Annotated in this window: 16 protein-coding genes; 11 read left to right on the top strand and 5 right to left on the bottom strand. The window is 58.1% G+C overall.

What is annotated here, in order from left to right; all coding sequences use genetic code 11:
• Window positions 1-79 precede the first annotated feature (79 nt).
• The 5 genes from BLS30_RS02320 to BLS30_RS02340 form a co-directional block, all read right to left on the bottom strand.
• On the bottom strand, window positions 80-739 hold the full coding sequence (locus tag BLS30_RS02320) for a peroxiredoxin family protein (protein ID WP_046477919.1): 660 nt from the start codon (window positions 737-739) through the stop codon (window positions 80-82).
• A 145-nt stretch (window positions 740-884) separates the two neighbouring features.
• The gene (locus BLS30_RS02325; RefSeq protein WP_046477918.1) at window positions 885-2,045 is read right to left on the bottom strand and encodes an osmoprotectant NAGGN system M42 family peptidase; all 1,161 of its coding nucleotides are present in this window, start codon (window positions 2,043-2,045) and stop codon (window positions 885-887) included.
• Window positions 2,032-3,774 carry an N-acetylglutaminylglutamine synthetase gene (gene ngg / locus BLS30_RS02330; RefSeq protein ID WP_082101245.1) on the bottom strand — a complete coding sequence of 581 codons (1,743 nt, stop codon included), beginning with the start codon at window positions 3,772-3,774 and terminating at the stop codon, window positions 2,032-2,034. Before ngg ends, BLS30_RS02325 begins: the two co-directional genes overlap by 14 nt.
• 109 nt (window positions 3,775-3,883) lie before the next feature.
• Complete coding sequence (locus BLS30_RS02335) at window positions 3,884-5,659, bottom strand: N-acetylglutaminylglutamine amidotransferase (protein ID WP_046477917.1); 1,776 nt, start codon at window positions 5,657-5,659, stop codon at window positions 3,884-3,886.
• Window positions 5,660-5,890: 231 nt separating this feature from the next.
• Window positions 5,891-7,480 carry a phosphoenolpyruvate carboxykinase gene (locus BLS30_RS02340; protein WP_046480142.1) on the bottom strand — a complete coding sequence of 530 codons (1,590 nt, stop codon included), beginning with the start codon at window positions 7,478-7,480 and terminating at the stop codon, window positions 5,891-5,893.
• A 523-nt stretch (window positions 7,481-8,003) separates the two neighbouring features.
• Between BLS30_RS02340 and BLS30_RS02345 the strand changes: the two genes are divergently transcribed.
• From BLS30_RS02345 to addA, 11 genes are all read left to right on the top strand, one after another.
• Window positions 8,004-8,711: a response regulator transcription factor gene (locus BLS30_RS02345; RefSeq protein WP_046477916.1), complete on the top strand. Its 708-nt coding sequence runs from the start codon at window positions 8,004-8,006 to the stop codon at window positions 8,709-8,711.
• An 85-nt stretch (window positions 8,712-8,796) separates the two neighbouring features.
• Window positions 8,797-10,749: a stimulus-sensing domain-containing protein gene (locus BLS30_RS02350; RefSeq protein WP_052743786.1), complete on the top strand. Its 1,953-nt coding sequence runs from the start codon at window positions 8,797-8,799 to the stop codon at window positions 10,747-10,749.
• The gene (locus BLS30_RS02355; RefSeq protein ID WP_046477915.1) at window positions 10,733-11,218 is read left to right on the top strand and encodes an HPr kinase/phosphorylase; all 486 of its coding nucleotides are present in this window, start codon (window positions 10,733-10,735) and stop codon (window positions 11,216-11,218) included. The genes BLS30_RS02350 and BLS30_RS02355 overlap by 17 nt, the downstream gene beginning before the upstream one ends.
• 156 nt (window positions 11,219-11,374) lie before the next feature.
• Complete coding sequence (locus BLS30_RS02360) at window positions 11,375-11,779, top strand: PTS sugar transporter subunit IIA (protein WP_046477914.1); 405 nt, start codon at window positions 11,375-11,377, stop codon at window positions 11,777-11,779.
• 57 nt (window positions 11,780-11,836) lie between these two features.
• A complete protein-coding gene (locus BLS30_RS02365; RefSeq protein ID WP_046477913.1) occupies window positions 11,837-12,142 on the top strand; it encodes an HPr family phosphocarrier protein in 306 nt (101 codons plus the stop codon).
• Window positions 12,143-12,455: 313 nt separating this feature from the next.
• Window positions 12,456-13,865, top strand: a complete 1,410-nt coding sequence (gene ahcY / locus BLS30_RS02370) for an adenosylhomocysteinase (RefSeq protein ID WP_046477912.1) — start codon at window positions 12,456-12,458, stop codon at window positions 13,863-13,865.
• Window positions 13,866-14,101: 236 nt separating this feature from the next.
• Window positions 14,102-16,636, top strand: a complete 2,535-nt coding sequence (locus BLS30_RS02375; protein WP_046477911.1) for a sensor histidine kinase — start codon at window positions 14,102-14,104, stop codon at window positions 16,634-16,636.
• 142 nt (window positions 16,637-16,778) lie between these two features.
• The gene (gene tsaE / locus BLS30_RS02380) at window positions 16,779-18,335 is read left to right on the top strand and encodes a tRNA (adenosine(37)-N6)-threonylcarbamoyltransferase complex ATPase subunit type 1 TsaE (protein ID WP_244512345.1); all 1,557 of its coding nucleotides are present in this window, start codon (window positions 16,779-16,781) and stop codon (window positions 18,333-18,335) included.
• 60 nt (window positions 18,336-18,395) lie between these two features.
• On the top strand, window positions 18,396-19,124 hold the full coding sequence (locus BLS30_RS02385) for a nucleotidyltransferase family protein (RefSeq protein WP_090226337.1): 729 nt from the start codon (window positions 18,396-18,398) through the stop codon (window positions 19,122-19,124).
• Window positions 19,125-19,140: 16 nt separating this feature from the next.
• Entirely contained in the window at window positions 19,141-22,290 is a 3,150-nt protein-coding gene (gene addB / locus BLS30_RS02390; RefSeq protein ID WP_090226339.1) for a double-strand break repair protein AddB, read from the top strand.
• The gene (gene addA, locus BLS30_RS02395) at window positions 22,290-25,865 is read left to right on the top strand and encodes a double-strand break repair helicase AddA (RefSeq protein ID WP_090226341.1); all 3,576 of its coding nucleotides are present in this window, start codon (window positions 22,290-22,292) and stop codon (window positions 25,863-25,865) included. The genes addB and addA overlap by 1 nt, the downstream gene beginning before the upstream one ends.
• Window positions 25,866-25,913 lie beyond the last annotated feature (48 nt).

Genomic DNA, 25,913 nt, shown 5'->3' on the forward strand with positions numbered 1-25,913 from the left:
ATCTTCAGTGAACCGCCTCCCGAAGCTCATCCGATTCGGAGGGCGGAATGAAGACGTCCTTTATCCACCTGAGCTGGCTTCAGCCCTTACAATCGGGATCATTGCAGCACTCCCCATCATGGTGATGGTGGTGCGCATGGTCGTGATGATGATGGTGGTCATGGTCGTGGCCGCAGCAATTGCCGTCATGATCATGGTGTTGATGCGGTTCCACCAGAGTGGCACGCAGCATCCGTTCGATCGCGATCGACGTCTCGCGCGGTGCGTTGGGATGTTCAATTGCCAGCCCCATGACCTCGGCAGCGATCCGGATATCGGTTGCTTCACCAAGGTACGCTCTGCGGAGGCGTCCCTGGCGGTCAAAAATCAAAATTGAGGGCGTTCCCTGCAGCTCGTAGGCCGCCATCGTTGCGGTGCGTTCCGAGCCTGGTACGTCACGATCAAGCGCAATCGGGAAGATCAGCCCCTGGTTCTGGACGAACTCCTCAAGCTTTTCGCGCGTTTGCCCCTCCTTGTTCTCAAACGGGGCATTGAGGCCGAGAACAACAGCCTGCGAAGGATCAAGGCCTTCTGCGAGTCGTTGAGCTTGCGGCAAAGCATGGCTCAGACTCCCAGGACAGTGAGTCTGAAACACGTAAAGGACAGCCACGCGCCCTTTCAGTTTTTCGAGCGTCGGTTCGTCGTCGACATTCAGCCAGCCCGCGACATCAAGTTTTGGTGGAGATTCGGGATCGAACATAGAGGCAGTGTCCTCGCCTGAGTGCTGTCGTGCCGATCACCAAGGGATGCGAGACCGGATTCTCGCTCAGGCTTGGCACGAGCAATAGTGGCAACACAAGCCCATTTTTACTGCGTATTCGCTATAAAAACGGCCGAGCTCTCGTTCAGGCTTCCTCTTCCGCCTTCTCAGGCAGTTCGATGTCCGCTTCAGCCTCTGTCATCGGCTGCGTCGTGAATCCTGCCAAGCTGCCGGTTTCGTGGGCATCACGCCTGATTTCGACTGGGCTGGACAGGTACGCGGTCACCAGTTCCGCCACGGATCGTAGCGCATTCATATGGATGCGTTCATAGCCGTGGGAGGCGTCGATGCCGAAAGTTATCAGAGCCGTTCGAACATCGTGGCCTGCTTCAAGAGCCGATGCGCTATCAGAGCGATAGTGGCGGAAAATGTCCTTCTGATAGCGGATGTCGTTTTCCTGGCAAAGCCGCACCATCTTCTTGGTGAGATGATAGTCGAAAGGTCCACTTTGATCGGCCATAGCGATTGTCACGCCGAATTCGGACGAGTTCTGGCCTGGTGCTGAGGTGCCGTTATCCACGGCCACCATCGATGCGATATCGCTCGTCAGCACAGATGCGGCCCCGATGCCGACCTCCTCGGCGATCGTAAATACCCAATGCGCATCAAGCTCGAGCTCTATCTTTTCTTCGCGCATTGCGCGCAGTGCCGCCAACATCAGAGCGACGCCAGCCTTATTGTCGAGATGACGCGAAACGATGTAGCCGTTTTCCAAAAACTCAGGTTGAGGATCAATCGCGATGATATCGCCGACCTCAATCCCAAGCTTTTCGAGCTCAGTGTCATTTCGGGATAAAGCGTCGATCCTGACCTCAACGTGCTGCCAGCCGACTGGCGCAGTATCGACTTCGTCAGCGTAGGTATGGCCCGATGCTTTCAATGGCAGGACGGTGCCGCGGTAGCTTCCCGCGTCTGAAAATATCGTAACGCGCGCACCTTCCGCGAAGCGCGCCGACCAACAGCCGATTGGCACGACCTCCAGTCGCCCATTGTCCTTAAGTTGCTTGACTTGTGCTCCGAGCGTATCGACGTGAGAAATAATGGCGCGCGCGCCATGAGGACTTTTGCCTTTCAAGGTGGCGCGAATTGCACCCCGGCGCGTCAACTCAAAGGGTACGCCAATCTCTTTGAGCTCACGACAGACCATCCTGACAATCATGTCCGTGTAGCCCGTCGGGCTAGGTATTTGCAGTAGTCTCGCGAGTGTGTCGCCTAGGTATTCCGTGTCGATGTTAAGTCTTGGCATCTGTCCCTCTGGCCAAAACCGCGCGAGCGGCGGCTGGGATTGAGTGGGGGAAAAGCAGATCAACGAAGCGTTCAGCTGTCGGCTGCGGTTCGTGGTTAGCGAGCCCCGGCCTTTCGTTCGCTTCGATAAAAGCATAGTCGGGCCGGTTCGGCGACTTCACGATAAAGTCGACGCCAACAACGGGGATGTCAATTGCACGGGCCACGCCAACGGCCGCCTCTATCAGCCTAGGATGCAATTCGTCGGTAACATCGTGAATTGTGCCACCCGTATGCAGATTAGCGGTCCGACGAACCTCAAGCTCCTGCCCCTGAGTTGGGACGTCATCCATATTGAAGCCTGCCCGACGAACCGTGCGAAATGTTTCTGCATCGAGAGGAATGCTTGACTCGCCGTGTGTCGCGGCGGCGCGGCGGCGGCTTTGCTTTTCGATCAGCTCTTCGATTGTGCATTCACCGTTCCCGACAATACGTGCCGGTCGGCGTATTGCCGCAGCGACGACTTCGAAGCCGATCACGATTATGCGCAGATCAACGCCTTCGACCATTTCTTCAATAACGATCCCGTCCGAGATCTTGCGTGCGGCGGTAATGGCGTCCTCAACTTCCTCCCGGCTGGTCAGGCCAACGGCCACGCCCCGTCCCTGTTCACCGCGGGCCGGTTTCACGACAACGGATTTGTGGTCCTTCAAGAACCCGTCCAATCGGCCGTCTTTCAGAGAGTCGCTACTGCGTTGATACATCTGTGCGGGTGTAGAAATTCCCGCCGCTTCCACAACACGACGCGTCACGGATTTGTCGTCGCAGATTTGAACCGCGACACCGCTCGTGAGATCCGACAAACTTTCGCGGCAACGAATACTGCGGCCTCCCAACGTCAAGCGGAAGAAACCGCCCTCGGCATCCGTCACTTCCACGTTGATGCCGCGCCGCATAGCCTCGTTGACGATGATTTCTGAATAGGGATTGAGCCCTTCGATATGCTCGGATCCAATGAACAGCTTTTCGTTGATCTGGTTCTTACGTTTTATGGTGAAGTAGGGGACGCGTACAAAGCCGAGCTTTTCGTACAGTGCAATAGCCTGCTCGTTGTCATGAAGTACGGACAGGTCGAGATAGTGCGCTCGTTGCGCTTGGAACTGATCAGCGAGACGACGTACTAAAGCCTCTCCGATGCGCGGGTGGCGCGCTTGGGGATCAACCGCCAAGCACCAGAGCGACGACCCACGCTCGGCGTCATTGAAGGCGCGGGAGTGGTCTACCCCAGTGATCGATCCCAGGACATCTCCGGTCACTTCATCTTCAGCAACGAAGACTGTGAGGCTTCGGCTGTCCCGCAATGACCAGAAAAATTCGGGCGGAACAGGAACCATGTGGCGCGCTGAGTAGATCGCATTAACCTGCTGCGCGTCGTGCAGGGATGTAAGCCGGCGCACGAAAAAGCCGGCATATTTGGTCGGTGGAGACTCGTAATTTGTCAGGTCCAGCCGATAGGTATGGGAGGGGTCGAGGAACAGCTCTTGTGGTGCGGTCGAAAGCACGACATGCGGGTCGGCTACGTAGGCTGCGATATCTCTCCGATCAGGGCGCTCTGCACGCATCGCCTCGGCCAGGGCACTTGGATCCTCAAAAGTCTGGCCAAACAGCAAACGCCCCCAGCCACAATCAATCAGTGCATTTTTAATGGGTTTCGCTTCTGGGGCTAAACCTGTCTCGCTCTGTTCAGAGATGGCACCGGAGGCTTCCACCCCGCTAGGAGCCTGCGCATCCTCGCGGGGGCGGTTCGAAAGTTGTATACTCTGCGCCACGACTCATTCCTTTACCTAGAACATCTTGGGTCTAAAGGTGGTGGGCCTGCAGCCACATCTCCAGTAGCGCAACCTGCCAGAGTTCGGAACCTCTGAGCGGCGTAATGTGCGCCTTTGGATCTGCAAATAGCTGGTCCAAGTAATTCTGCTGAAACAGGTTGCGTTGCTTTGCTGCGTCAGATGTCAACGCATCGCGAACCATGTCGAGATAAGGGCCATCGATGTACTTGAGCGCAGGAACGGGGAAATACCCCTTCTTGCGATCAATTACTTCTGACGGCACGACACGCCGCGCGGCCGCTTTCAAAACTCCTTTGCCACCATCCGCGAGCTTATGTTCAGGGGGAATGCGCGCGGCGAGTTCGACAAGCTCGTGATCGAGGAAGGGAACGCGAGCTTCCAAGCCCCAAGCCATCGTCATGTTGTCCACGCGCTTCACCGGATCGTCGACCAGCATCACGTTCGTATCAAGCCGTAGTGCGCGATCTACCGGAGTATCCGCACCTGGTTGGGCGAGGTGAGTGGCGACGTACTCCAAGGCCTCATCCCGGGGCGCATGCCAATCTTCATTCAAGTGGGTTTTCAGGCGCGCATAGTCGCGATCGAAGAAGACACGGGCGTAATCGCCTGCCACGTCATTGGAGTTGGCGAGGGGCGGATACCAATGGTAACCGGCGAAGACTTCGTCAGCGCCCTGTCCCGATTGCACGACCTTGATGTGCTTTGAGACCTCCTGCGATAGGAGGTAGAAGCCAACGTTATCGTAGGAAACCATTGGTTCGGACATCGCAGCGATGGTGCCCGGCAGCGCTTCCATCAAACGTTCGGACGGCACCATGATTTTATGGTGATCGGTTTCGAAACGTTTTGCGATCAAGTCCGAGTAGATGAACTCGTCGCCCTTTTCTCCGTGCGCTTCTTCGAAGCCAACCGAAAACGTCATCAGGCCGTGCTGACCAGCCTCGGCTAGAAGCGCCACGATGACGCTGGAATCGACACCACCAGACAGCAGCACGCCGACGGGGACATCAGCGACCATACGACGGCTGACCGCCTTGCGAAGCTGGTCCAGCACACGGTCGGTCCAGTCTTCCGCCGTCAAACCGGCGTCTTCAGTGTGCCGAGCAAGGAATGGCTGCCAATATCGATGCTCTGTCGACCTGCCGTCCGCTTCGATGACACGGACCGTCGCTGGCGGCAGTTTCTTGACCCCATTAATGATCGTACGCGGTGGCGGAACCACGGCGTGAAACGACATGTAGTGAGCGAGCGCGACGCGATCTATCGAGGTGTCAACGTCGCCCGCTGCGACCAACGCCGGGAGCGTCGATGCGAACCGTAATCTACCGTTAGTCTCCGAGAGATAGAGCGGCTTAATGCCGAAACGGTCGCGCGCGAGAATGACTTGGCCTGTTTCGCGATTGTGAATCGCAAAGGCGAACATGCCATTGAAGCGCTCGACGCAAGCCGGGCCCCACGCGTGGAAGGCCTTGAGGATAACCTCGGTGTCGCCGTGAGAAAAAAAGCGGTAACCGAGACCGGATAACTCCTCGCGGAGCGCGGGATAATTATAGATGCAGCCATTGAATGCGATTTCGAGTCCGAGTTCGGAATCGATCATCGGCTGCGCAGACCTTTCCGACAGATCAATAATCTTGAGCCGTCGATGGCCTAAACCAACAGAGCCGCGCACAAATTGTCCGCTGGCATCGGGACCACGGGGACGCATGACGTCTGTCATGCGCGCGAGCGCAGACGGATCTGCGGATCCGCCTGAGTAATGAATTTCGCCGCAGATTCCGCACATCGTGTGCGTCTGACCTCATTTGTTAAGTTGTTAGCTAGGTTCGAGAACGTAGCACGTTATGGGCAGGCCCGCAAAATTTGTGGCGCAACGCATCATAAAAACGCGCACGCCACCTGCATTCCGAAGTCCCTTCGAAGACTCGAACAACGCGCAAACGCGCAATTGGTTCAATTCTGAAGTGGACTTGGAACGCAGGTGGCGAAAGTGCTTAAAATCTCTTTCGTTATAGGCTCATTCCGCGGCCCGGACGGCGGACAGCACAGGCCCGGCAGCCAAGACATCTTGGTCGACGTAGTCAGTGAAGGCCGCAAAGTTCTTGTTGAACATCTCAACAAGCTGCGCAGCCGTAGCATCGTAAAGCGACGGATCTGACCAAGTCTGGCGTGGGTTGAGAATACTCGGATCCACGCCCTCCAATTCGGTCGGAACCATAAAGCCAAATACGGGATCTGCCCGCATCGGACTATTCGCCAACGCACCTGACAACGCGGCATTCAGCAGCGTGCGCGTTGCTTTAATCGGCATACGCTTGCCATCACCGAACTTGCCACCGGTCCAACCGGTGTTAACGAGCCAACACGCGACACCGTGCTCAGCAATAAGCTTGCGCAGCAAGTTGCCGTAGACCGAGGGGTGACGGGGCATAAAGGGCGCACCAAAGCACGTCGAGAACGTTGCTTGGGGTTCGCTGCCCATGCCACGCTCCGTCCCGGCAACCTTCGCGGTGTAACCAGATAAGAAATGGTACATCGCCTGGGCGGGATTTAGCTTGGCGATTGGCGGCATAACGCCAAATGCATCGGCCGTCAGCATAACGACGGACTTAGGATGGCCGGCGCGGCCAGTCTCGCTCGCGTTGGAAATGGCTTCCAGCGGATAAGCAGAGCGCGCGTTCTGGGTAAGGCTGCCGTCCTCGAAGTCCGGCATCCGATCTTCGTCGAGAACAACGTTCTCGAGAACCGTCGCAAAGCGGTTGGACGCCGCGAAGATTTCCGGTTCTGCTTCGGCCGAAAGATGCAACGTCTTAGCGTAGCAGCCGCCCTCAAAGTTGAAGATGCCGTCCGGAGACCAGGCATGCTCGTCATCGCCCAACAGCGTCCGGCTGGGATCTGCCGATAGCGTCGTCTTCCCGGTTCCAGATAGCCCAAAGAACACGGCAGAACCGCCGTCGTTTCCGACGTTCGCCGAGCAGTGCATCGGCATAACGCCTTTGGACGGCAGCAGATAGTTCAGGAAGGAGAATACGCTCTTCTTGGTTTCACCTGCATACCCCGTACCGCCCACGAGAACCATTCGACGGGTGAAATCGCATGCAATCACCGTCTCCGACCGCGTGCCGTGGATTTGCGGATCAGCACGGAAGCCCGGGAAATTAACAACGGTGAACTGCGGATCAAATCCTTCCAGCTGCGCCTTCAGAGGGCGGCGCAAAAGGTGTCGGATAAAGAGTGCGTGCCAGGCCAATTCCGTAACGATGCGGGTTGGCAATTGATAGGTTGGATCAGCCCCAGCGAAAAGGTCCTGAACGAACAGCTCTTTCCCGCTGGCGTAAGCTTGGAAGTCCGCCAGAAGACGATCGAATTGCTCAGGCGTAATCGCTTTGGAATTCTCCCACCAGATCTGAGATTGGGTTTCGTCATCAGAAACGATGTACTTGTCATTGGCCGATCGGCCTGTGTGCTGCCCTGTCTGGACCGCAAAGGCGCCCGTGGCCGCAAGCGCGCCCTCGTTCCGGCGCACAGCGTGTTCGACAAGCTCTGCCGCCGAATTGTTGGTGCGTCCCTTACCTTCTGAACTCAGGGCGAACTTCAAAGTTTTCATGGACATTCTCGCATCTTCGATTGCTCCCTGGCGGAGAAACCGGCTACCGATGCAAAAGCACGCAAAAAATTGCGTGTTGCCAAAAGGTACGCTCCGGCAGCCGTGGGTGCAAGATTGAGGCACTTTCATAGCTGCCAAGGGAAGGCATACTTTAGTCTTTCAACGGACGGGGCAGGCCTAGGCAGGCTAGGCCGAGGCGCGCAACAAACACCGATGCCAGTATATCTCGGCACATCGCAATAAAACTGTTGATCAAACACCCACGCCCATGCAAAGCACCTTGACTGTTACCTTCAGGAGCCTTGTGTTCAGGATTGATCAAGCGGGACAGCTCCGGACGCTCCCATGACTTCGTCGAGCGAATTTCGGTACGGCACCTCGCCTCACTCGGTGAAATAGCCATTCAGATTATGTTCAGACGCCAGCGCGCACTTTTCCGCTTGCCACAATTCACACAACATAGCGCCATACAGCGCCTCAGGCAGGGATCGCCGACTCACTCGGTTACAGGCGAGAAACAAAGATGAAAGAAAAGAGCACGATTGCGTTGGTTGACGATGAGCGCAACATCCTCAGTTCGCTTCGGATGGCGCTTGAAGCCGAAGGCTATAAGGTCCGAACCTATAACGACGGGGTCTCGGCGCTGGAGGCCCTCAGTGAAGATCCAGCCGATCTTGGCATCTTCGACATCAAGATGCCGCGCATGGATGGGATGGAATTGCTGCGCCGCGTGCGACAGCAGTCGGACATGCCCGTTATCTTCCTGACCTCAAAGGATGAAGAAATCGATGAATTGTTCGGCCTCAAGATGGGTGCCGACGACTACATCGCCAAACCCTTCTCACAACGCCTCGTTGTCGAGCGCGTTAAAGCGGTTCTGCGCCGCTTTGGTGTCAAAGACGGTCAACAGACGCCGACGGAAGCCGCGAAAGTCCTGGAACGGGGCAAGCTGAAGCTCGATCCGGAACGTCATACTTGTCATTGGGATAACCGGTCTGTCACGCTGACCGTTACGGAATTCCTTATCCTTCAGGCGCTTGCCGCACGACCCGGCGTCGTGAAAACACGAGACGCCTTGATGGATGCGGCATATGATGATCAAGTCTACGTCGACGATCGGACCATCGACAGCCACATCAAGCGCTTGCGCAAGAAGTTCAAGCAGGTGGACGAAGAGTTCGATGTGATTGAGACGCTTTACGGCGTGGGGTATCGCTTCAAAGAAGCCTGAGACCGAACCGCCATAAAGGGGGTATGAGGGACCGCGGTGGTAAGTATGTTCGCTTCATCGGTTCCTCCATTAATTTGGAGACGAAATGGCGTTCGGGGGCGACCGCGAGGCTTCAGGTAACTGGCTCATGGGCGTTCGTGATAGCGTCCAGCGCCACGTTATGTCGCTGCCCGATCTTGCTCGTCCCGCGCTCGAAAACCTACCAGAACGTTCCGGCTTAAACACGATCCCGGTTCCAGGACGAGTTAAAAGCTTCTTTGCTGCATTCCGGAAAGGTGGCCCGGTTCGCCGAGCGCTTGTCGACTGGTTCAATCGCCAGCCGCTCGTCCGCTTCATCTCGGCGTCGCTCTTGCGACGGATCATGGTGTCGAACCTGCTTGGCTTCGTCATCCTGTTCGGCGGCATGGTGTACCTTAGCTTCAACAGCGGCTGGCTTATCAATGCCAAGCGAGAGGCTTTGCGCATCCAAGGGCAGATCATCGCTGCGGCTATAGCGGGGGAAGCCAAGATCGAACGGGGCATGATCGTCGTCGACCCCGATCGTTTGCCAACGGACAAGAATGCACGGATACCCTTCCGCGACGACGGTTTCGCCGCTCTCGAATTATCCATCAGTCCGGAAAAAGTCGCTCCCATCTTTCGTCGCCTGACGCAGCCCACCAGTACACGCGCGCGCATTTATGATCGCAGCGGCAATCTCGTCGTCGATACAGATGACCTTCTAAAGCCGGGCCAGATCAAACGCCTCGCCGTCCAGGAGACAACCGAAACCGAGGCTGAGCGCCCGACGACTAAAGACTTCTGGACGCGGCTGCAGCATTGGCTGATCGATAAAGAAGTACAGGTTTACAAAGAAATCGGCTCAGCCAACGGCAAGTACTATCCGGAGGTGCGTCAGGCATTGCAGGGCGATGACGCCGCGATGCTCCTGCTGAATGCGAAGGGACAACAGATTGTCTCCATCGCCGTGCCGATCCAGCGCATGAACACGGTATTGGGGGTCTTGCTGTTGTCTTCGCCGCCAGGCGAGGTCGATAAGATCCTCAGCGATTGGCGTGATGGGCTCTGGCCCCTGGCGGGTATTGCCCTGGTTGCCAGCATCTTGACCGGCTTCATGCTCGCCCGCACCGTTGCAGGTCCGATGAAACGGTTGTCGGAATCCGCCGAGCACGTCAGCCGCGATATTAAAGCACGACAGTCCTTGCCAGCCTTCACAGGGCGTAAAGACGAAGTCGGGCAAATGGCCTCAGCATTCGGGGCAATGACCGAGTCTCTTTATCGGCGCATTGAATCCAGCGAAAAGTTTGCGGCAGATGTCGCGCACGAGCTCAAAAACCCTCTAACCGCCGCAAGTTCGACAGCGCAGGCGCTCACGTACGCCAAAACCGATGAACAGCGCGATATGTTGGTTGAGCAGATCCAAGGTGAACTCACGCGCCTCAGCCGACTCATAACCGACGTTTCGCGTGCGTCTCGGCTTGATGCGGAACTCGCTTTGCAGTCGCAGGAGCCGGTCGATCTGTCGGAGATCCTGAGTCAGGTTCTCTCCATCTTCCAAGACAAAGCCGAGAAATACGACTGCAAGCTGAAATTTATCCTGGATGATCCAGAAGCGCGGGGTCTTATCGTCAATGGCAACGCCGGTCGGCTCGCACAGGTCTTTACCAACCTGGTCGACAATGCGATCTCCTTTTCACCTTCTGGTGGCAGCGTGGTCGTTAAGGCCATTGCGATGGGAGGCCAGATAGAAATCCGGGTCGAAGACGACGGTTGCGGCATAGAAGAAGACAAGCTGGAAACAATCTTCTCAAGGTTTTACACTTACCGGCCGACAGAGCATTCGAGCCGTGGCAGCAATTCCGGCCTCGGATTGAGCATCTCGCGCGAAATCATCATGGCGCACAGCGGAACGATCTCAGCCGAGAACCGCCCCTCTGCCGATCCCAATGCCGGACCGCTCGGCTCCCGATTCACCGTGCGGCTACCTACTCAGGAGCCACCCGCGCGCGGAGGCAAGACCAGTGGCCGGCGGGCTTAATGTCATTCACGGGACCGCTATCGCTCTTGACGGTCTAGCCGCACTGATTTGCGGGCCATCAGGCTCAGGCAAATCAGATCTGGCACTACGTTGCCTCATGCAGGGACCGAACTCGCTGGTAAAGGGTGACGTCCGTCTCGTGGCGGACGACTATGCCGTAGTCCAGGTCGTTAACGGCACGGTAATCCTGAGCGCGCCTGAGACAATACGCGACCAACTTGAGGTGCGCGGGCACGGCATTGTGACGGTCCCAGCTCTTGATAATGCCGAGCTTGTGCTCATCGTTGAACTTGTGTCGGCGGATCAGGTCGAACGCCTGCCGGATCCAAGGCCGCGGCGCGAAATCGCCGGAATATCGCTCCCGCTGCTGCAGATCTCCGGATTTGAAGCTTCGGCGGCATGCAAGGTACTGCTAGAATTAGCACAATTTGGCTGCGCGAACGGCAAAAAGGATGATCTCGTACTTTGACTCTTGCGCTTGCTGCAAACCCTTGCCACTTTGGCGGCCCCGCACCGGGCCATGGGACTGATTCGTGCAGTTTCGCTTCACGACAGCCCGCGATTACAACACCGGCCTGACGAAAGGTCGGCGATTGGAAACGGACAGGATATCGGTACAAGTGCGATGATTGGACTTGTTATCGTGACCCACGGTCGCCTCGCTGCGGAATTTCGCTCTGCGCTTGAGCACGTCGTTGGTCCTCAGCAACAACTTGAGACGGTCTCTATTGGTCCTGACGATGATATGGCGCAGCGACGCCGGGAAATCATCGACGCAGTCAAGGCGACCAACAGCGGCAATGGCGTCGTCATTCTTACTGATATGTTCGGGGGAACGCCGTCTAACTTGGCTATTTCAGTGATGGATGAAGTCGATACCGAGGTCATTGCGGGTATCAATCTGCCCATTCTGATCAGGCTCGCGACAGTGCGCTCGGAAATGGAGCTTAAAGAAGCTGTGATCGTTGCGCGGGATGCCGGCCGCAAATACATCAAGATCGCAAGCCAGGAATTGTCTGGTGAGTCCTAAATTCGTGCATAGTCCCGCCCTCACTTTTTCTGAATTGCGGGACGATCTGATCTGACCATGCCTGAAATTATCGATAGCAAACATCCTGAAGCCGTCGTCACAATCCGCAACCGCAAGGGGCTCCACGCACGCGCTTCCGCCCAATTCGTGAAATGCGCTGAGCGCTTCAAGGCAAACGTCACGGTAACCCGCGACGGTGTGAGTGTTGGCGGCACGTCAATCATGGGCTTGATGATGCTCGCCGCCGGACCCGGCGTAACGCTCCATATGAGCGCGCAAGGGGCAGAAGGCCCAGAGGCCATCGAGGCCTTGGTCGCACTCGTTGAGGCCGGTTTCGGCGAAGATATGTGCGAAGAGATTTAAGACTAGGCCGAGCTGAGCCGCCTTCATTTGCTAGCTTCCCCAACGATTTTAGTTCGTTAGGCGCTCCCATACGCGCCCCAAGCGTGCTCTCCGCGTTTGACGCTTGAAAAGAGAGACATAAAGACTTGTTTATATGTTATTGCGATTTTTGCGAGGCCTCGATATAAGGGCGGGGAGTGGCGCGTCGCACGCAGTCAGATGGATTTCTGCCGGCGCGACGCCTCGGTGTGCTCGGTTTATGGAGCGCGCCCTTCTGAGGCTGGCCGCCTTTTTGTGCCAGCCGGCCAATCACCGCTGAAAAAGGAATTTGTGTATGACCAATGCCATCGACTATGCCATCAAGGATATCTCGCTTGCAGATTTCGGACGTAAAGAGATCCGCATCGCAGAGTCCGAAATGCCGGGTTTGATGGCGACCCGTGAGGAGTTTGGCGCTTCCAAGCCGCTCGCTGGCGCGCGCATCGCCGGTTCCTTGCATATGACCATCCAGACAGCTGTGCTGATCGAGACGCTCACAGCGCTCGGAGCCGACGTTCGCTGGGCCTCCTGCAACATCTATTCGACACAAGATCACGCAGCTGCAGCGATTGCTGCTGCCGGCATTCCCGTATTCGCCATCAAGGGTGAAAGCCTTACCGACTACTGGGAGTACACCCGCAAGATCCTCGAATGGTCTGACGGTGGCACGCCCAACCTCATCCTGGACGATGGCGGCGATGCCACGATGCTCGTTCACCTCGGTCTGCGCGCCGAGCAGGGCGACACGGCCTTCCTCGAGAAGCCAGGTTCGGAAGAAGAAGAAATTCTCTTTGCGCTCATCAAGCGCACGCTCGGCGAAAAGCCAGGCTGGTTCGCTGAACTCGCCAAGAATATCAAGGGTGTGTCGGAAGAAACGACGACGGGCGTCAACCGGCTTTATCAGCTTGCTAAACAGGGCAAGCTGCTGTTCCCTGCTATCAACGTCAACGACAGCGTCACGAAGTCCAAGTTCGACAACCTGTATGGCTGCCGTGAATCGCTCGTCGACGGTATCCGTCGCGGCACCGACGTCATGATGGCCGGCAAGATTGCCATGGTCGCAGGCTTCGGCGACGTCGGCAAAGGTTCTGCGGCTTCCCTGCGTAACGCCGGCTGCCGGGTTATGGTCTCTGAGATCGACCCCATCTGCGCGCTTCAGGCCGCCATGGAAGGCTACGAAGTCGTCACGATGGAAGAAGCCGCACCACAGGCCGACATCTTCTGCACCGCGACCGGCAACAAGGACGTCATCACCATTGACCACATGCGGGCGATGAAGGATCGCGCAATTGTCTGCAACATCGGTCACTTCGACAACGAGATCCAAGTCGCAGGCCTAAAGAACTTCAAGTGGGACAACATCAAGCCGCAGGTCGACGAAATCGAGTTCCCCGACGGCAAGCGGATCATCCTTCTTTCCGAGGGCCGCCTCGTGAACCTGGGCAACGCCATGGGTCACCCCTCGTTCGTCATGTCAGCATCCTTCACCAACCAGACGCTGGCTCAGATGGAACTGTGGGCTCATCGTGATGGTGGCCGATATGAAAAGCAGGTCTACACTCTGCCGAAGCTTCTTGATGAGAAGGTCGCCAAGTTGCATCTCGAAAAGATCGGCGTGAAGCTCTCAAAGCTCTCGGATGAGCAGGCCTCCTATATCGGTGTGAAATCGGAAGGGCCGTTCAAGCCTGAGCACTACCGCTACTAAGCGTTGTACAGGGGAATCCTGCAGCTTAGCCACAGGTCAAACTTTAAAAAGCGCCGCAACCACCTTGCGGCGCTTTTTCGTGCATAATTTGCCATGTATACGTCTCGTTAACCTATAGTCAGGTCCTTCTCGACACTCCATAATTTTGTCCGATTCGGCGCAGTCCACGCGGGGTGGGAGGCTGCCTTCGACCTAGTCTCAAACTAGGCCAACGAATTCGGCTGATTTGGAACGCGATGTCTTCACCGGTAAATGTCAGGGAGACCAACGCGCGAGCGGAACTTGTCGTGCTGCTGGTAGCTAGCCTAGCCAGCGCAGTGATGATTACTGCCGGCGTCGTTTACGGCGGCAGTATGCTGTTTGCCGAATCGAGCCTTTCGATGTTCCTGACGGCTGCCGTGTTCTTAGGCGCTGCGGGCGGATCGATTCTGGCTCTTTGGCGGATTCTCACGACGACCCGGCACGCCCTTGGTCGCGCTCGTGAAGAATCAGAAAGGCTTAAAAAGCAACTGGGCGTCGCAGAAGCCGTGATTGGCGGCGAGCCTCAGATTCTCGTTCTATGGGACGAAGGGCTGCAACCTACGGTCGTTAGCAACACGCTGCGTGGTATTCGCGGTCTTCCGCACGACAATGTGCAGCTTCTCGGCTTTGGGTCTTGGCTGGAGCGCGGATCAGCCGAAAAGTTGCGGCTCTCCGTCGATAAGCTGCTGCGTCTTGGCCGTCCCTTCAACATGATCATCAGGACGTCCGTGGGCGGCCATTTGGAAGCCGACGGACGCGCATCCTCGGGCCGCGCTGTGCTACGGCTGCGGGATATCGCCGGATACAAGCGCGATATCTCACGCATCATTGACGGCCACGAAGGCCTAGCCCGCGATATCCGCTCAAGTCGCGCGCTGATCAACGCGCTCCCGTTTCCGGTTTGGCTCATGGATGCTGCAGGTCGGATCATTTGGGTCAACGCTGCCTATGTTGAGGCCGTGGAAGCAACGAGCAACGACGAAGTTATCGACCGGCAGATCGAGCTGCTTGAATTGCGTCAACGCGATACCGTCGCCCGCGCGGTGCGCGCCACGCCGACCTTCCGCCGCCAGCTTAACCTCATCACGCGAGGTGATCGGCGCATCCACGAGGTGATCGTTCACAAGCTCGACGATGCCTCTGCCGCCGCAGCCATCGATTTGACGGCATTGGCAACCTCGGACAGCGCACCCGGATCGCAAAGTGCAACGTTCGACCGTATTCTTGATCGCGTTTCTTCGGCAATTGCGGTGTTTGATTCCGAAAGCAGGCTGGTGTTCTTCAACCTCGCTTATCGCAACCTTTGGGAATTCGATGAGACGTGGCTGAAAACGGCACCGAAGGACACTGATATACTGGACCGGCTTCGTGAGCTGGGACGTCTTCCGGAAGTCGTGAATTATCCTGAATGGCGGGCCAGCGTGCTCGCCATGCACAGTACAGGTGGTGAACGCGAGGATTGGTGGCATCTACCGGACGGGCGGGTGCTTCACGTCGTCAGCGAGCAGCGTCAGGACGGCGGTATGACCCAGCTGCTCGTCGACGAAACCGAACGGCTTGCCTTGGAAAGCCGCTTCAACGAGCTCATCGGCGTACAGAGCGAAACGATCGACAGCCTAAAAGAGGGTGTCGCGGTGTTTGCGACTGATGGCCGTCTCAAACTGTTCAACTCAGCTTTCGCCAGCGTTTGGCAGTTGTCGCGCGAGAAGCTCGATAGCAGTCCGCATATCGATGACATTATTGCCGATGCACGCGCGCTCTATCAGGACACGCACGTTTGGCAGCAGCTCAAGCTTGCGATTACTGCACTGAGCGATGAACGGCTTCCCATCGATGGCCAGATGGTGCGCGTCGATAATTCCGTGATTGATTATGCGACGATGCCGTTACCGGACGGCGCGACGCTGATCACGTTTACCGATGTGACCTATTCCAAGCGCTACGAACGGGCGCTCGTTGAGCGGAACGAAGCGCTTGTCGCTGCCGATCGTCTCAAGAGCCAGTTCATCGGCCGCGTCTCGTACGAGTTGCGCACACCTTTGACCAACATCATCGGCTTTACGGAGTTGCTCGGCACCACGCTCTTTGGCGACTTGACGCCCAAGCAGCGCGAGTACGTTGGCGATATCTCCATGTCGTCGAAAACTCTGCTGAACATCATCGACGGTATTTTAGACCTCGCAACGATCGATGCGGGATCCTTGGAACTGAAGCTTGAAGAAGTCGACGTGCGCGAGCTGATCGACGCTGCGGCGTTGGGCGTGCACGAGCGCGCAGTGCGTTCCAACCTGATCCTCGATATTGCAATCGCAGACGACGCCAAGACGTTCGTGGCCGACAAGGCACGCGTGCGCCAGGTGCTCTACAATCTTCTGTCCAATGCCGTCGGCTTCTCTCCCGACGGCGGGACCGTTCTGATCGGTTGCTGGCGAGAAAACGGAACAATGGTGTTTCAGGTCGAGGACAACGGTGTCGGCATCCCCGAGGACGCTCTAGAGCGGGTGTTCGAGCCGTTTGAGAGCAACAGCTGGGGTTCCAAGCATCGTGGCGCTGGCTTGGGGCTGGCAGTCGTCAAGAACCTCGTTGAGCTTCATGGCGGCGAGATTTCCCTCGAGTCGGCGCCTGGAGAGGGAACTCGCGTGACCGTACGGCTGCCGGAACATGGTGTTGGCAGCCTGCAGCAGGATCTCGAAATCGACCCGCTGGCGGAGGCACGCGCGGCTGTTGAAGCGAGAAAAAGGCAACGCTAAGGACGCTTTAATCGGATTTTCCATCAGGCCGAATTAATACTACCGCGGTCCCGCCTGATTTTTGCGCCGGTCTTTGGGTCACATTGGCCAACCTTCGGGCTTTTTTGCTCAACGACCTTTGCTGTGCCTCATGGAAACTTGCTTGTCTGAAACTCAATCCTTGCCTGACCTCAGCGAACCGCAACTGCTGCGTTTGGCGCAGGAACTGGGCTTTTTGCTGCGCCCGGGAGACACGATTTGCCTCCATGGCGATCTCGGAGCCGGAAAAACCACGTTCACACGGGCCCTGATCCGCTCAGTGGCCAATGACGATGATCTCGACATTCCGAGCCCCACTTTCACCCTCGTGCAAAACTACGAAACCGCACGGCTCGGCATTGCACATTTCGACCTCTACCGGCTCGGTGCGCCTGAGGAGATCGATGAGCTGGGACTTGAGCACGCGCTCACACATGGCGCGGCCCTGATCGAGTGGCCAGAGCGTGCCGAGGATGCTTTACCTGCAGACCGGCTCGACATTTTCCTCAACGACGGTGCCGTCGTCAGTGACTGCGAAACGCGTTCTCTCCGCTTGGAAGGCCACGGGAGTTGGGAGACGCGCGTTTTACGCCTCGTCGCCCTCCACAGGGTCGTGCGGGAAGCTGGTTTCGTCGACGACGATGTTCGCCTCACCCCGATCACCGGCGATGCTTCCGCGCGCCACTATGCAAGGCTTACGTCCATCACGGGTGATAAGCGGGCGTTGGTTATGGATTGGCCGCGCCAGCCGGACGGGCCGCCAATCCGTGACCAGCTGGCTTATAGTCAGATTGCACATTTGGCCGAAGGCACGATGCCGTTCGTTGCCATCGCGGAGGCGCTACGCGCAGCCAATTTCAGCGCACCGCAGATCTTTGCGCGCGATCTCGACAACGGATTTCTCGTGCTGGAAGACCTTGGGGAGCATGAGTTCAAACATGCCATGATGGAGGGGAGCAGTCAGGAGGAGTTGTGGCGTGCCGCGACAGACGTGCTGATTGCTTTACGTGGCGTCCCCATCCCAAGCAAGCTTTCCGCTACCGCCGATAAGGCCCATGTCCTGCCCCCGTTCGACACGGGTGTTCTGGACATCGAAACGGAATTGCTTCTCGACTGGTATTGGCCCGCTATTCGCGGGACAGAGGCCCCACCTGACATACGCAAATCCTATCAGGCTGCATGGTCTGAGATTTTCGATACGCTCTCGCGTGAGCCCCACCGGTGGGTGTTGCGTGACTTCCATTCACCTAATCTAATCTGGCTGGCAGATCGCCCCGGCGTGCAGCGTGTCGGGCTCATTGACTTTCAGGACGCGCTGGCGGGGCCAGCGGCCTATGATCTGGTCTCTCTTCTGCAAGATGCACGTATCGACGTCGATGAGGCTATCGAAGCGCGTTTGCTGACACACTACCTCGCGAAAGTTCAGCAGTCGGAGCCCGGTTTTGATCCCGACGCTTTTCGGTTCACCTATGCCGCGCTCGGCGCGCAGCGAAACACCAAGATCCTGGGAATATTCGCGCGGCTCGCGAAGCGCGACGGCAAACTCCGTTATCTGGCTCACATTCCCCGCGTCTGGCGATATTTAACCCGAGACTTGGCCCATCCCGAACTTGCGGCGCTGGCGCAATGGTATGATGCGGCCTTCCCACCTAATATCCGTGAGAAAATTCCAGCCTTTTGAAACTTAGGTTAGACACCCTCGTTCGCACCATTTCTCAGCATTCATGACCCGAGTTCTGACATGACGTCAAAAGTTTCGACTGCAATGGTCTTGGCCGCTGGCCTTGGCCAACGCATGCGCCCCCTTACGGATTCAATTCCGAAACCGATGGTGAAGTTGGCAGGGCGACCGTTGATCGATCATGTTTTGGATCGGCTCCACGAGGCGGGAGTCGAGCGTGCGATCGTCAATGTGCATTATTGCGCCGATGCCCTCGAAAACCATCTTAGCCACCGCACAACGCCTAAAATTATCATTTCCAATGAGCGCCATGGTCTCCTTGATACCGGTGGGGGCATCGTCAGGGCTCTGCCGCTGATTGGGAACGAGCCCTTTCTTATCCACAATTCAGATTCTACCTGGATCGAAGGTGTCGGCCGGAACCTAGACAGGCTCATCAAAGCCTGGGACCCTGAGCGCATGGATAGCTTATTGCTTGTGGCGCTGGCTTCGCATTCTCTAGGCTATCATGGATTTGGGGACTTCTCGATGTCACCGGACGGGCTGTTGGAGCGCCGTCCTGAACGTGATGTCTCACCCTTTGTATTCACAGGCGTATCCATCGCTCACCCGCGTTTATTTGAAGGCGCACCAGAAGGGTCGTTTTCCCTAAATAAGCTTTGGGACGCGTCAATTGCGCGGGGTCGCCTTTACGGCCTTCGCCTCGACGGTTGGTGGATGCATGTTGGGACACCCGACGCACTGAACGACGCCGAAGCGTGGATCGAGGATGCGGCGAAGCGGGTTTAAAAAATGAGGGGTGGGGATGTCCGATGGGGTGGTCAAGCCGGGAGCAGTTTATACGGTCCCCGCGGCGGCTAGTTTTCTTGATGTTCTCGCGCAAGCGGTTCTGAATGGCGACCTGCCACACGTTCACGGACCGAAACCCGATCCCCTAGATCTTACGGCTCTTACCATTCTGGTTCCAACCCGTAGAGCCGAACGCGCCATCGGCGAAGCCTTTATGCGGGCAGGACAGGCGCGCGCGCTTTTGCTACCTCGAATTCAGCCTGTTTCTCAGGGTGATGACGACGGAGCGCTGTTCTCGGATTTGGCCGTCGGAGCGAACCCGGACGAACTGGAAATCCCCCCCGCCATCGCCGAGATGGAACGGGTTCTGCTGCTGACGCAGCTCGTGCAGAAATGGTCGGCTGCGATGCGCCAGCCCGGCAGCGATCCCACCGGCGAACTCGCATTCGGGATGGTGCCATCAGCCGGGGCCCGAACACCGGCGCAAGCCGCCAACATGGCGCGCGACCTCGCAAATCTCATGGACCTTGTGGAGCGCGAAGGGTGCTCCCTCGATGGCATTGCGGACTTGGTGCCTGACACCTTCTCCGAGCACTGGCAGAAATCTCTCGATTTCCTCAAGATCATCACGGAATACTGGCCGGCGATCCTGGCTGCACGTGGCCGTCTTTCTCCAAAGGATCGCGAGAACCAACTGATTTTGGCGCAAGCACGCCGCCTTACCGACTTGCCACCAGCCGATCCCGTCATCGTTGCGGGTGTGACCGGTTCCATTCCGGCAACGATTGAGCTCATGCGCGCGGTCCTGCAATTGCCGCAGGGTGCTATCGTCCTGCCTGCGCTTGATCTTGGATTGGATGATGCAAGCTGGAATGTCATCCCCGAGCACCCTGAGCACCCGCAGTTCGCACTGCGAAAGCTTCTGGATGGCTTGGGTCTCAATCGCTCGGACGTGCGTCAACTGCCGGGTTCCGAACTAACGCCCGGCCTCGCGATGCGTGAAACGCTTATCAGCGAGTCCATGCGACCGACAGCAACCACAGGTGCCTGGCATCATTGGGTTGCGACGGCTGATCGGACGGACGTCGCTGAGGCCCTATCGGGTGTCAGCCTCGTTGAAGCACCGGCCGCGCAGGACGAGGCCGAAGCCATCGCGCTGATCATGCGCCATGCTCTCGAAACGCCGAACCAAACGGCGGCACTTATCACTCCTGATCGGTTGCTGGCACGACGCGTTGCTATTCGACTTGAAGCGTGGGGTATCCGGGTCGACGACAGTGCGGGCCGCCCCTTCGCGAAGACTGCGGCCGGTGCATTTCTCGAATTGGTTATCAATTGCCTTGCCCGCAATTTCGCACCTCCGGAAACCATGGCGCTGCTCAAGCACCCGCTGGCACGCCTTGGTTTGAGTGCTCGAGAAGTCCGCTTTGCGGCACACGCGCTGGAGCATGCGGTATTTCGAAAGCTCTATCTTGGCGATGGCATCCCCGGGATTGAAGCCGCACTCACAAAGGCGCGCATTGAAGCAGCAAGCGGCGAAGCGCCCCGGACCGCACAGCGACTTTGGGATGAGGACTGGGAGCGTGCAAGAGACCTTGTGGCACGCCTGACCGAAGCGTTCGCTCCGCTCACGGCTACGGCCGCCATGGAAGGGGAGCTCCCGCTTACCGATCTAGCAGAAGCGCACCTAAAGTGTGCCCTCGCCCTAACGCGCCTGCCGGAAGAAGAACGTTTGGAAGCTCCTGGCGAACCTCTCTTTGCCGGCGAAGCCGGACAGACGGCTGCGCTATTCTTCGAAAAACTTCTGGCGAGCGGTGACGACGCGCCGGACGTTAAAGCGACCGACTATCCAGACCTCTACCGCAGTCTCATTCTTGGGCTCAATGTCGTCGCCAAGGTACCTCCGCATCCGCGGCTTTCAATCTGGGGGCCTCTGGAGGCGCGCCTTCTCAGAGTCGACGTGACGATCCTTGCTTCGCTCAATGACGGGACGTGGCCGGATGCCGCCGATCCGGGACCTTGGCTTAACCGGCCCATGCGCGCGGCTCTCGGCCTGCCTCAGCCTGAGGAAGCCATTGGCCGGGCGGCGCACGACTTTAGGTCTTTCCTTGCGGCCCCAAAGGTCATCATGACGCGTGCGCGCAAGGTGGACGGCGTGCCAAGTGTGCCCTCGCGCTGGCTCCTGCGACTCAAGGCTCTTGTCGCTGGGTTGGGACTGAACGATGCGCTGGAGCCGAACGAGCCTTGGCTTGCCTGGGCGCGCCTGCGTGATTTCGCGCCTCCGCGTGCTCCCGCGCAACCGCCGCGCCCAACGCCGCCCGTTGAGGCTCGCCCACGGAAGATCAGCGTGTCAGGCGTCGAGCGCTGGATCGCCAATCCCTATGCGATCTACGCACGGCATGTTCTGCGCTTGGAGCCGCTGCAGCTCCTCGGCGCCGAACCGGATGCGGCATTGCGTGGCGCCATTATCCACGAAGCGATGTCCCGTTTCGCCAAGACTTATCCGGTTCGTCTGCCAGATGACACAGCGCGCGAACTCTTCCGCATCGCAAACGACGTGATGCGAGAACACGCAAGCCATCCGAGGATCGCGGCTTTCTGGTTGCCACGTTTCGAACGGTTTGCGACGTGGTTTGCCGAAACGGAGCCGCAGCGACGCGACGGCCTGCAAAAGACGCTCGCTGAGATCGGCGGTGAACTCTCATTTGAAAGCGCCGGTGGGTCATTCAAGCTGACCGCCCGCGCCGACCGTCTCGATATCACCAACGCCGGCGTCGCCATTACCGACTACAAGACCGGCGCACCGCCTAACGACAGAGCGGTGTTAGACAACACGCGACCGCAGCTCCCGCTCGAGGCGGCTATCGCACTGGAAGGGGGATTTGTCGGCGTGTCCGAACAGAACGTCTCTCTGCTTCGCTATATTCGTGCGTCAGGCGGTGAGCCGCCGGGGGAAGAGCGCATCATCAAAACCGACGACCTGCCGAAGCTCGCGGAAGGTGCTCTTGAGGGTCTCAAGCGGCTGGTGGCTGCTTATGACAATCCAACGATGGCTTATGCTGCTGTTCGGCGCGGGGCCTTCTCTTATGACTATGACGATTATGCGCATCTCGCCCGCGTGGCTGAGTGGGCGCAGTTCGGTGAAGCGGACGGGGAGGCTGCGTAATGTTGTCAAACGTCGTCGCCGAACTCGAAAGCACGTCTCGGCGTCAAAGTCAGGCGTCCGATCCCAGCGTATCCGCGTGGGTCAGCGCTAATGCCGGCACGGGCAAGACGCACGTCTTGACCATGCGGACGTTGCGATTGCTGCTTGCAGGCACGGCCCCTGAACGCATCCTCTGCCTCACTTACACGAAGGCGGCCGCGGCAGAGATGTCGACACGTGTCTTCGACAGACTGTCGGAGTGGGTGACGGCGACGGGCAGTGATCTTGATGCCAGTCTTAAAAAGCTTCTGGGACGTACGCCGACCGACGAGGAAAGAGCGCGTGCACGCACCCTGTTCACGCGGGCTATCGAGACACCCGGCGGGCTCAAGGTCCAGACGATCCACGCGTTCTGCGAGCGCCTGTTGCAACGCTTTCCGTTGGAGGCTGGCGTCCCGCCGGGCTTCTCGACACTGGATGATGACCTTGGCCGCTTGCTGAAACGCGAAGCCATCGACGGCACCTTGCGGGAAGCCGTGAAGCATAACGATCGTCGCATCGGGCAAGCGCTTAAGACCGCAATCGCATATGCTGCCGAAGACCGGTTCGACAAAGTCTTAAGCGAAGCGATTGCCGCACGTGACTGGCTGCTGGCTGCTATCGATCGTACAAGCCGAATGGACGCTGAAGACGCGGAAGCCGCATTCGCAGCGGCAGATCTCGACCTACGGACTGCTATAGGCGTCAGGCGAAAGGGACGTGTCAGCGATATCGAGAAGGATATGGCTGAGGTCCTGAGTTCGGGCACACTAGGCCGCATCGTCGAAGTCTGGTCACAAGGCAAATCGACCGACGTAAAGATTGCGGAAGCCTTGGCTCAGGCTAAGGGGGCGAAAGATATCCGTGGGACGTTGGGCGGCTTTCAACGTGCGTTTTTGACGTCGACGGGGGGCCCCCGTGCGCGCATTGCGACGAAGGCCATCCAGGATACCGAGCCCGGTTTATGCGATCAGCTCACAGACGCTCGCGATAAGTTTGCGAAGCTCGATACGGAGCGCAAGGGGCTCGCGTGTGTTGAAGCAACGGTCGCCCTCATGGTTCTAGCGAGCGACGTCCTACAGCGTTACAGCGATGCCAAAGCACGGCGCGCGGCGCTTGACTTCGACGATCTGATCGAAAAGACCGCCCGTCTTCTTGGCGCAGGGAGCGGTGGTGCAGCCGACTGGGTTCTTTACAAACTCGATGGCGGTATCGATCACATCCTGGTGGATGAATCGCAGGACACCAGCCCGGCGCAGTGGAACGTGGTCGAGACGCTCGCGCGGGAGTTTTACTCAGGAGAAGGGGCGCGGGAGGACGTGCGGACGCTTTTCGCGGTGGGTGATGAAAAGCAATCCATCTACAGCTTCCAAGGCGCGGCGCCGGAAATGTTCGCGCAGAAGGGCAAACAATTTTCCGACATGTCCAAGACCGCTGGTCAGACTTGGCACAGCGTCGAACTTGATCTGTCGTTTCGTACCGTAGAACCTATTCTCAACGCGGTGGATCGGGTGTTCGCCAATCCGGGCCGGACGCCGGGCCTGGGATCAATAGGCGCGGAGATCCGTCATGCCGCGGCGCGCGTTGGCCACGGCGGCCTCGTCGAAATCTGGCCGACCGAGACACCAGAAGATGCTGACACGACCGACGCGTGGATACCGCTGGGTGAGAAGGCTGCGGTCGCGCCTGCCGACAAACTCGCGAGCCGCATCGCACGAACGATCAAGAGCTGGCTTGAGGCGGGGGAACGCTTAGTCTCGCAGGATCGGCCCATTACTCCTGGCGATATCCTTATTCTCGTCTCTAAGAGACGGCCCTTTGCCGCGCCCATGGTGGCCGCGCTCAAAGCTCTCGGCATCCCTGTGGCGGGTGCCGACCGCATGGAGCTTAATGATCAGCTTGCCGTTCAGGATCTCGTAGCGCTCGGCGATTTTGTCACCTTGCCGGACAATGATCTCGCGCTCGCCAACGTCCTCAAAAGTCCAATGTTCGGTCTTGATGACGATGATCTCTTCGATCTCGCATATAAGCGGTCCGGCTCGTTGTGGAGATCTTTGATCGAAGCGCAGGGACGCGATGCGCGCTATCTGGAAGCGGCCAGCCTTCTCAAGGGTTGGCGGCAACGCGCTGACTTCCAACCGCCGTTCGAGTTTTTTGCGCAGGTGCTTGATCGAGATGGCATGCGCCGGCGATTGCTCGCACGGTTGGGCACCGAAGCGGCCGACCCTCTCGACGAGTTTCTCAATCTCGCGATCAGTTATGACGATGACGCCGCTCCTTCCCTTACCGGCTTTCTGACCTGGCTGCGGAGCGGGCAACGCCAGGTCAAACGAGACATGGAGCAGGGGAGCAACGAGGTGCGTGTGATGACGGTGCACGCCTCAAAAGGGCTCGAAGCTCCGATCGTGTTCCTCGCGGACACGTGTCGTGGCGCTGCTTCCGGGCCTGACAAGGAACCTCTGATCACAATATCTCCCTCCCAGAAGGCGCCACCGTTACGCGCGTGGCGCATTAAGGGCGCCAGTCAAATCGAGGCCGTCCAATCTGCGAGGACAGCCAAGGCAAGAGCCGATTTGGAAGAGCAGAATAGGCTTCTTTACGTCGCAATGACGCGGGCGCGAGACCGTCTCTACATCGCGGGTTTTGAGGGCAAGAACGGGCGTCACGATAACTGCTGGTACGATATCATCTGTGATGGGCTCGCGGAGCTAAGTGACGAGTTCAACGATGCCGAAGGGCGTCTTATTCGGCGCGTGTCGTCATCTCAGGCAGCTCCGGTTGAGAAAGCGAAGACAGAAAGCTCCGGGGCCGTAGCAAATGTCCCGATGCCCGAATGGGCGCCCCGTGCCCCCGCTCGCGATGCTGTCGTCAGCCTGCCCCTGGCACCCTCAAAACTCACCCCCTATGATGTCGACGAGGCTGGCGATCCAGAGCCGGGAAAGCCAGCCGTATCTCTGGACGAGGTGCCCGATGATCCTCCAACGCCAACGCCACTCATTGCGCAGCCGGATTACCGGTTCTTGCGAGGTACGCTGACGCATGCGCTCTTAGAGCATCTCCCCTTGGTGCCGGAATACAGACGACCGGAAATGGCGGAGCGCTATCTCACTTTGCGTGGGGCAGATTTGCCGCCTGGTGTGCAAAGCAGCATCATTTCAGAGACGCTGGCCATTTTGAATGATGCACGCTTTGCACCGTTGTTCGGCCCCCGCAGCCGCGCAGAAGTCGCGATTGCGGCAGATATTCCGCGCCCCGATGGCAAGGGCCCAACGTTGCGACTGACGGGCAAGATCGATAGGCTCGCGGAGGTTGGCGACGATCTTATGATCGTCGACTACAAGTCCAACCGGACGGCTCCCGACGATGTCACGGACGTGGCTGAAACCTATCTTTTGCAGCTTGCTGCCTACCGTCTGGCGCTCACATCTATTTATCCTGGAAAAAAGCTTAGGGTGGCCCTCCTGTGGACATTCGGCCCGCGCATCCTCGAGATTCCGGACGCTCAGGTTGCACAGGCTGAATTACGACTTTGGGAACTGTCTGCGACCTCATCTTGACGCCTCAGGGCCAGACACCTACTTATCGACGAACTGAAGTCTTGCGTC

The organism is Filomicrobium insigne (assembly GCF_900104305.1).
GTDB lineage: Bacteria > Pseudomonadota > Alphaproteobacteria > Rhizobiales > Hyphomicrobiaceae > Filomicrobium > Filomicrobium insigne.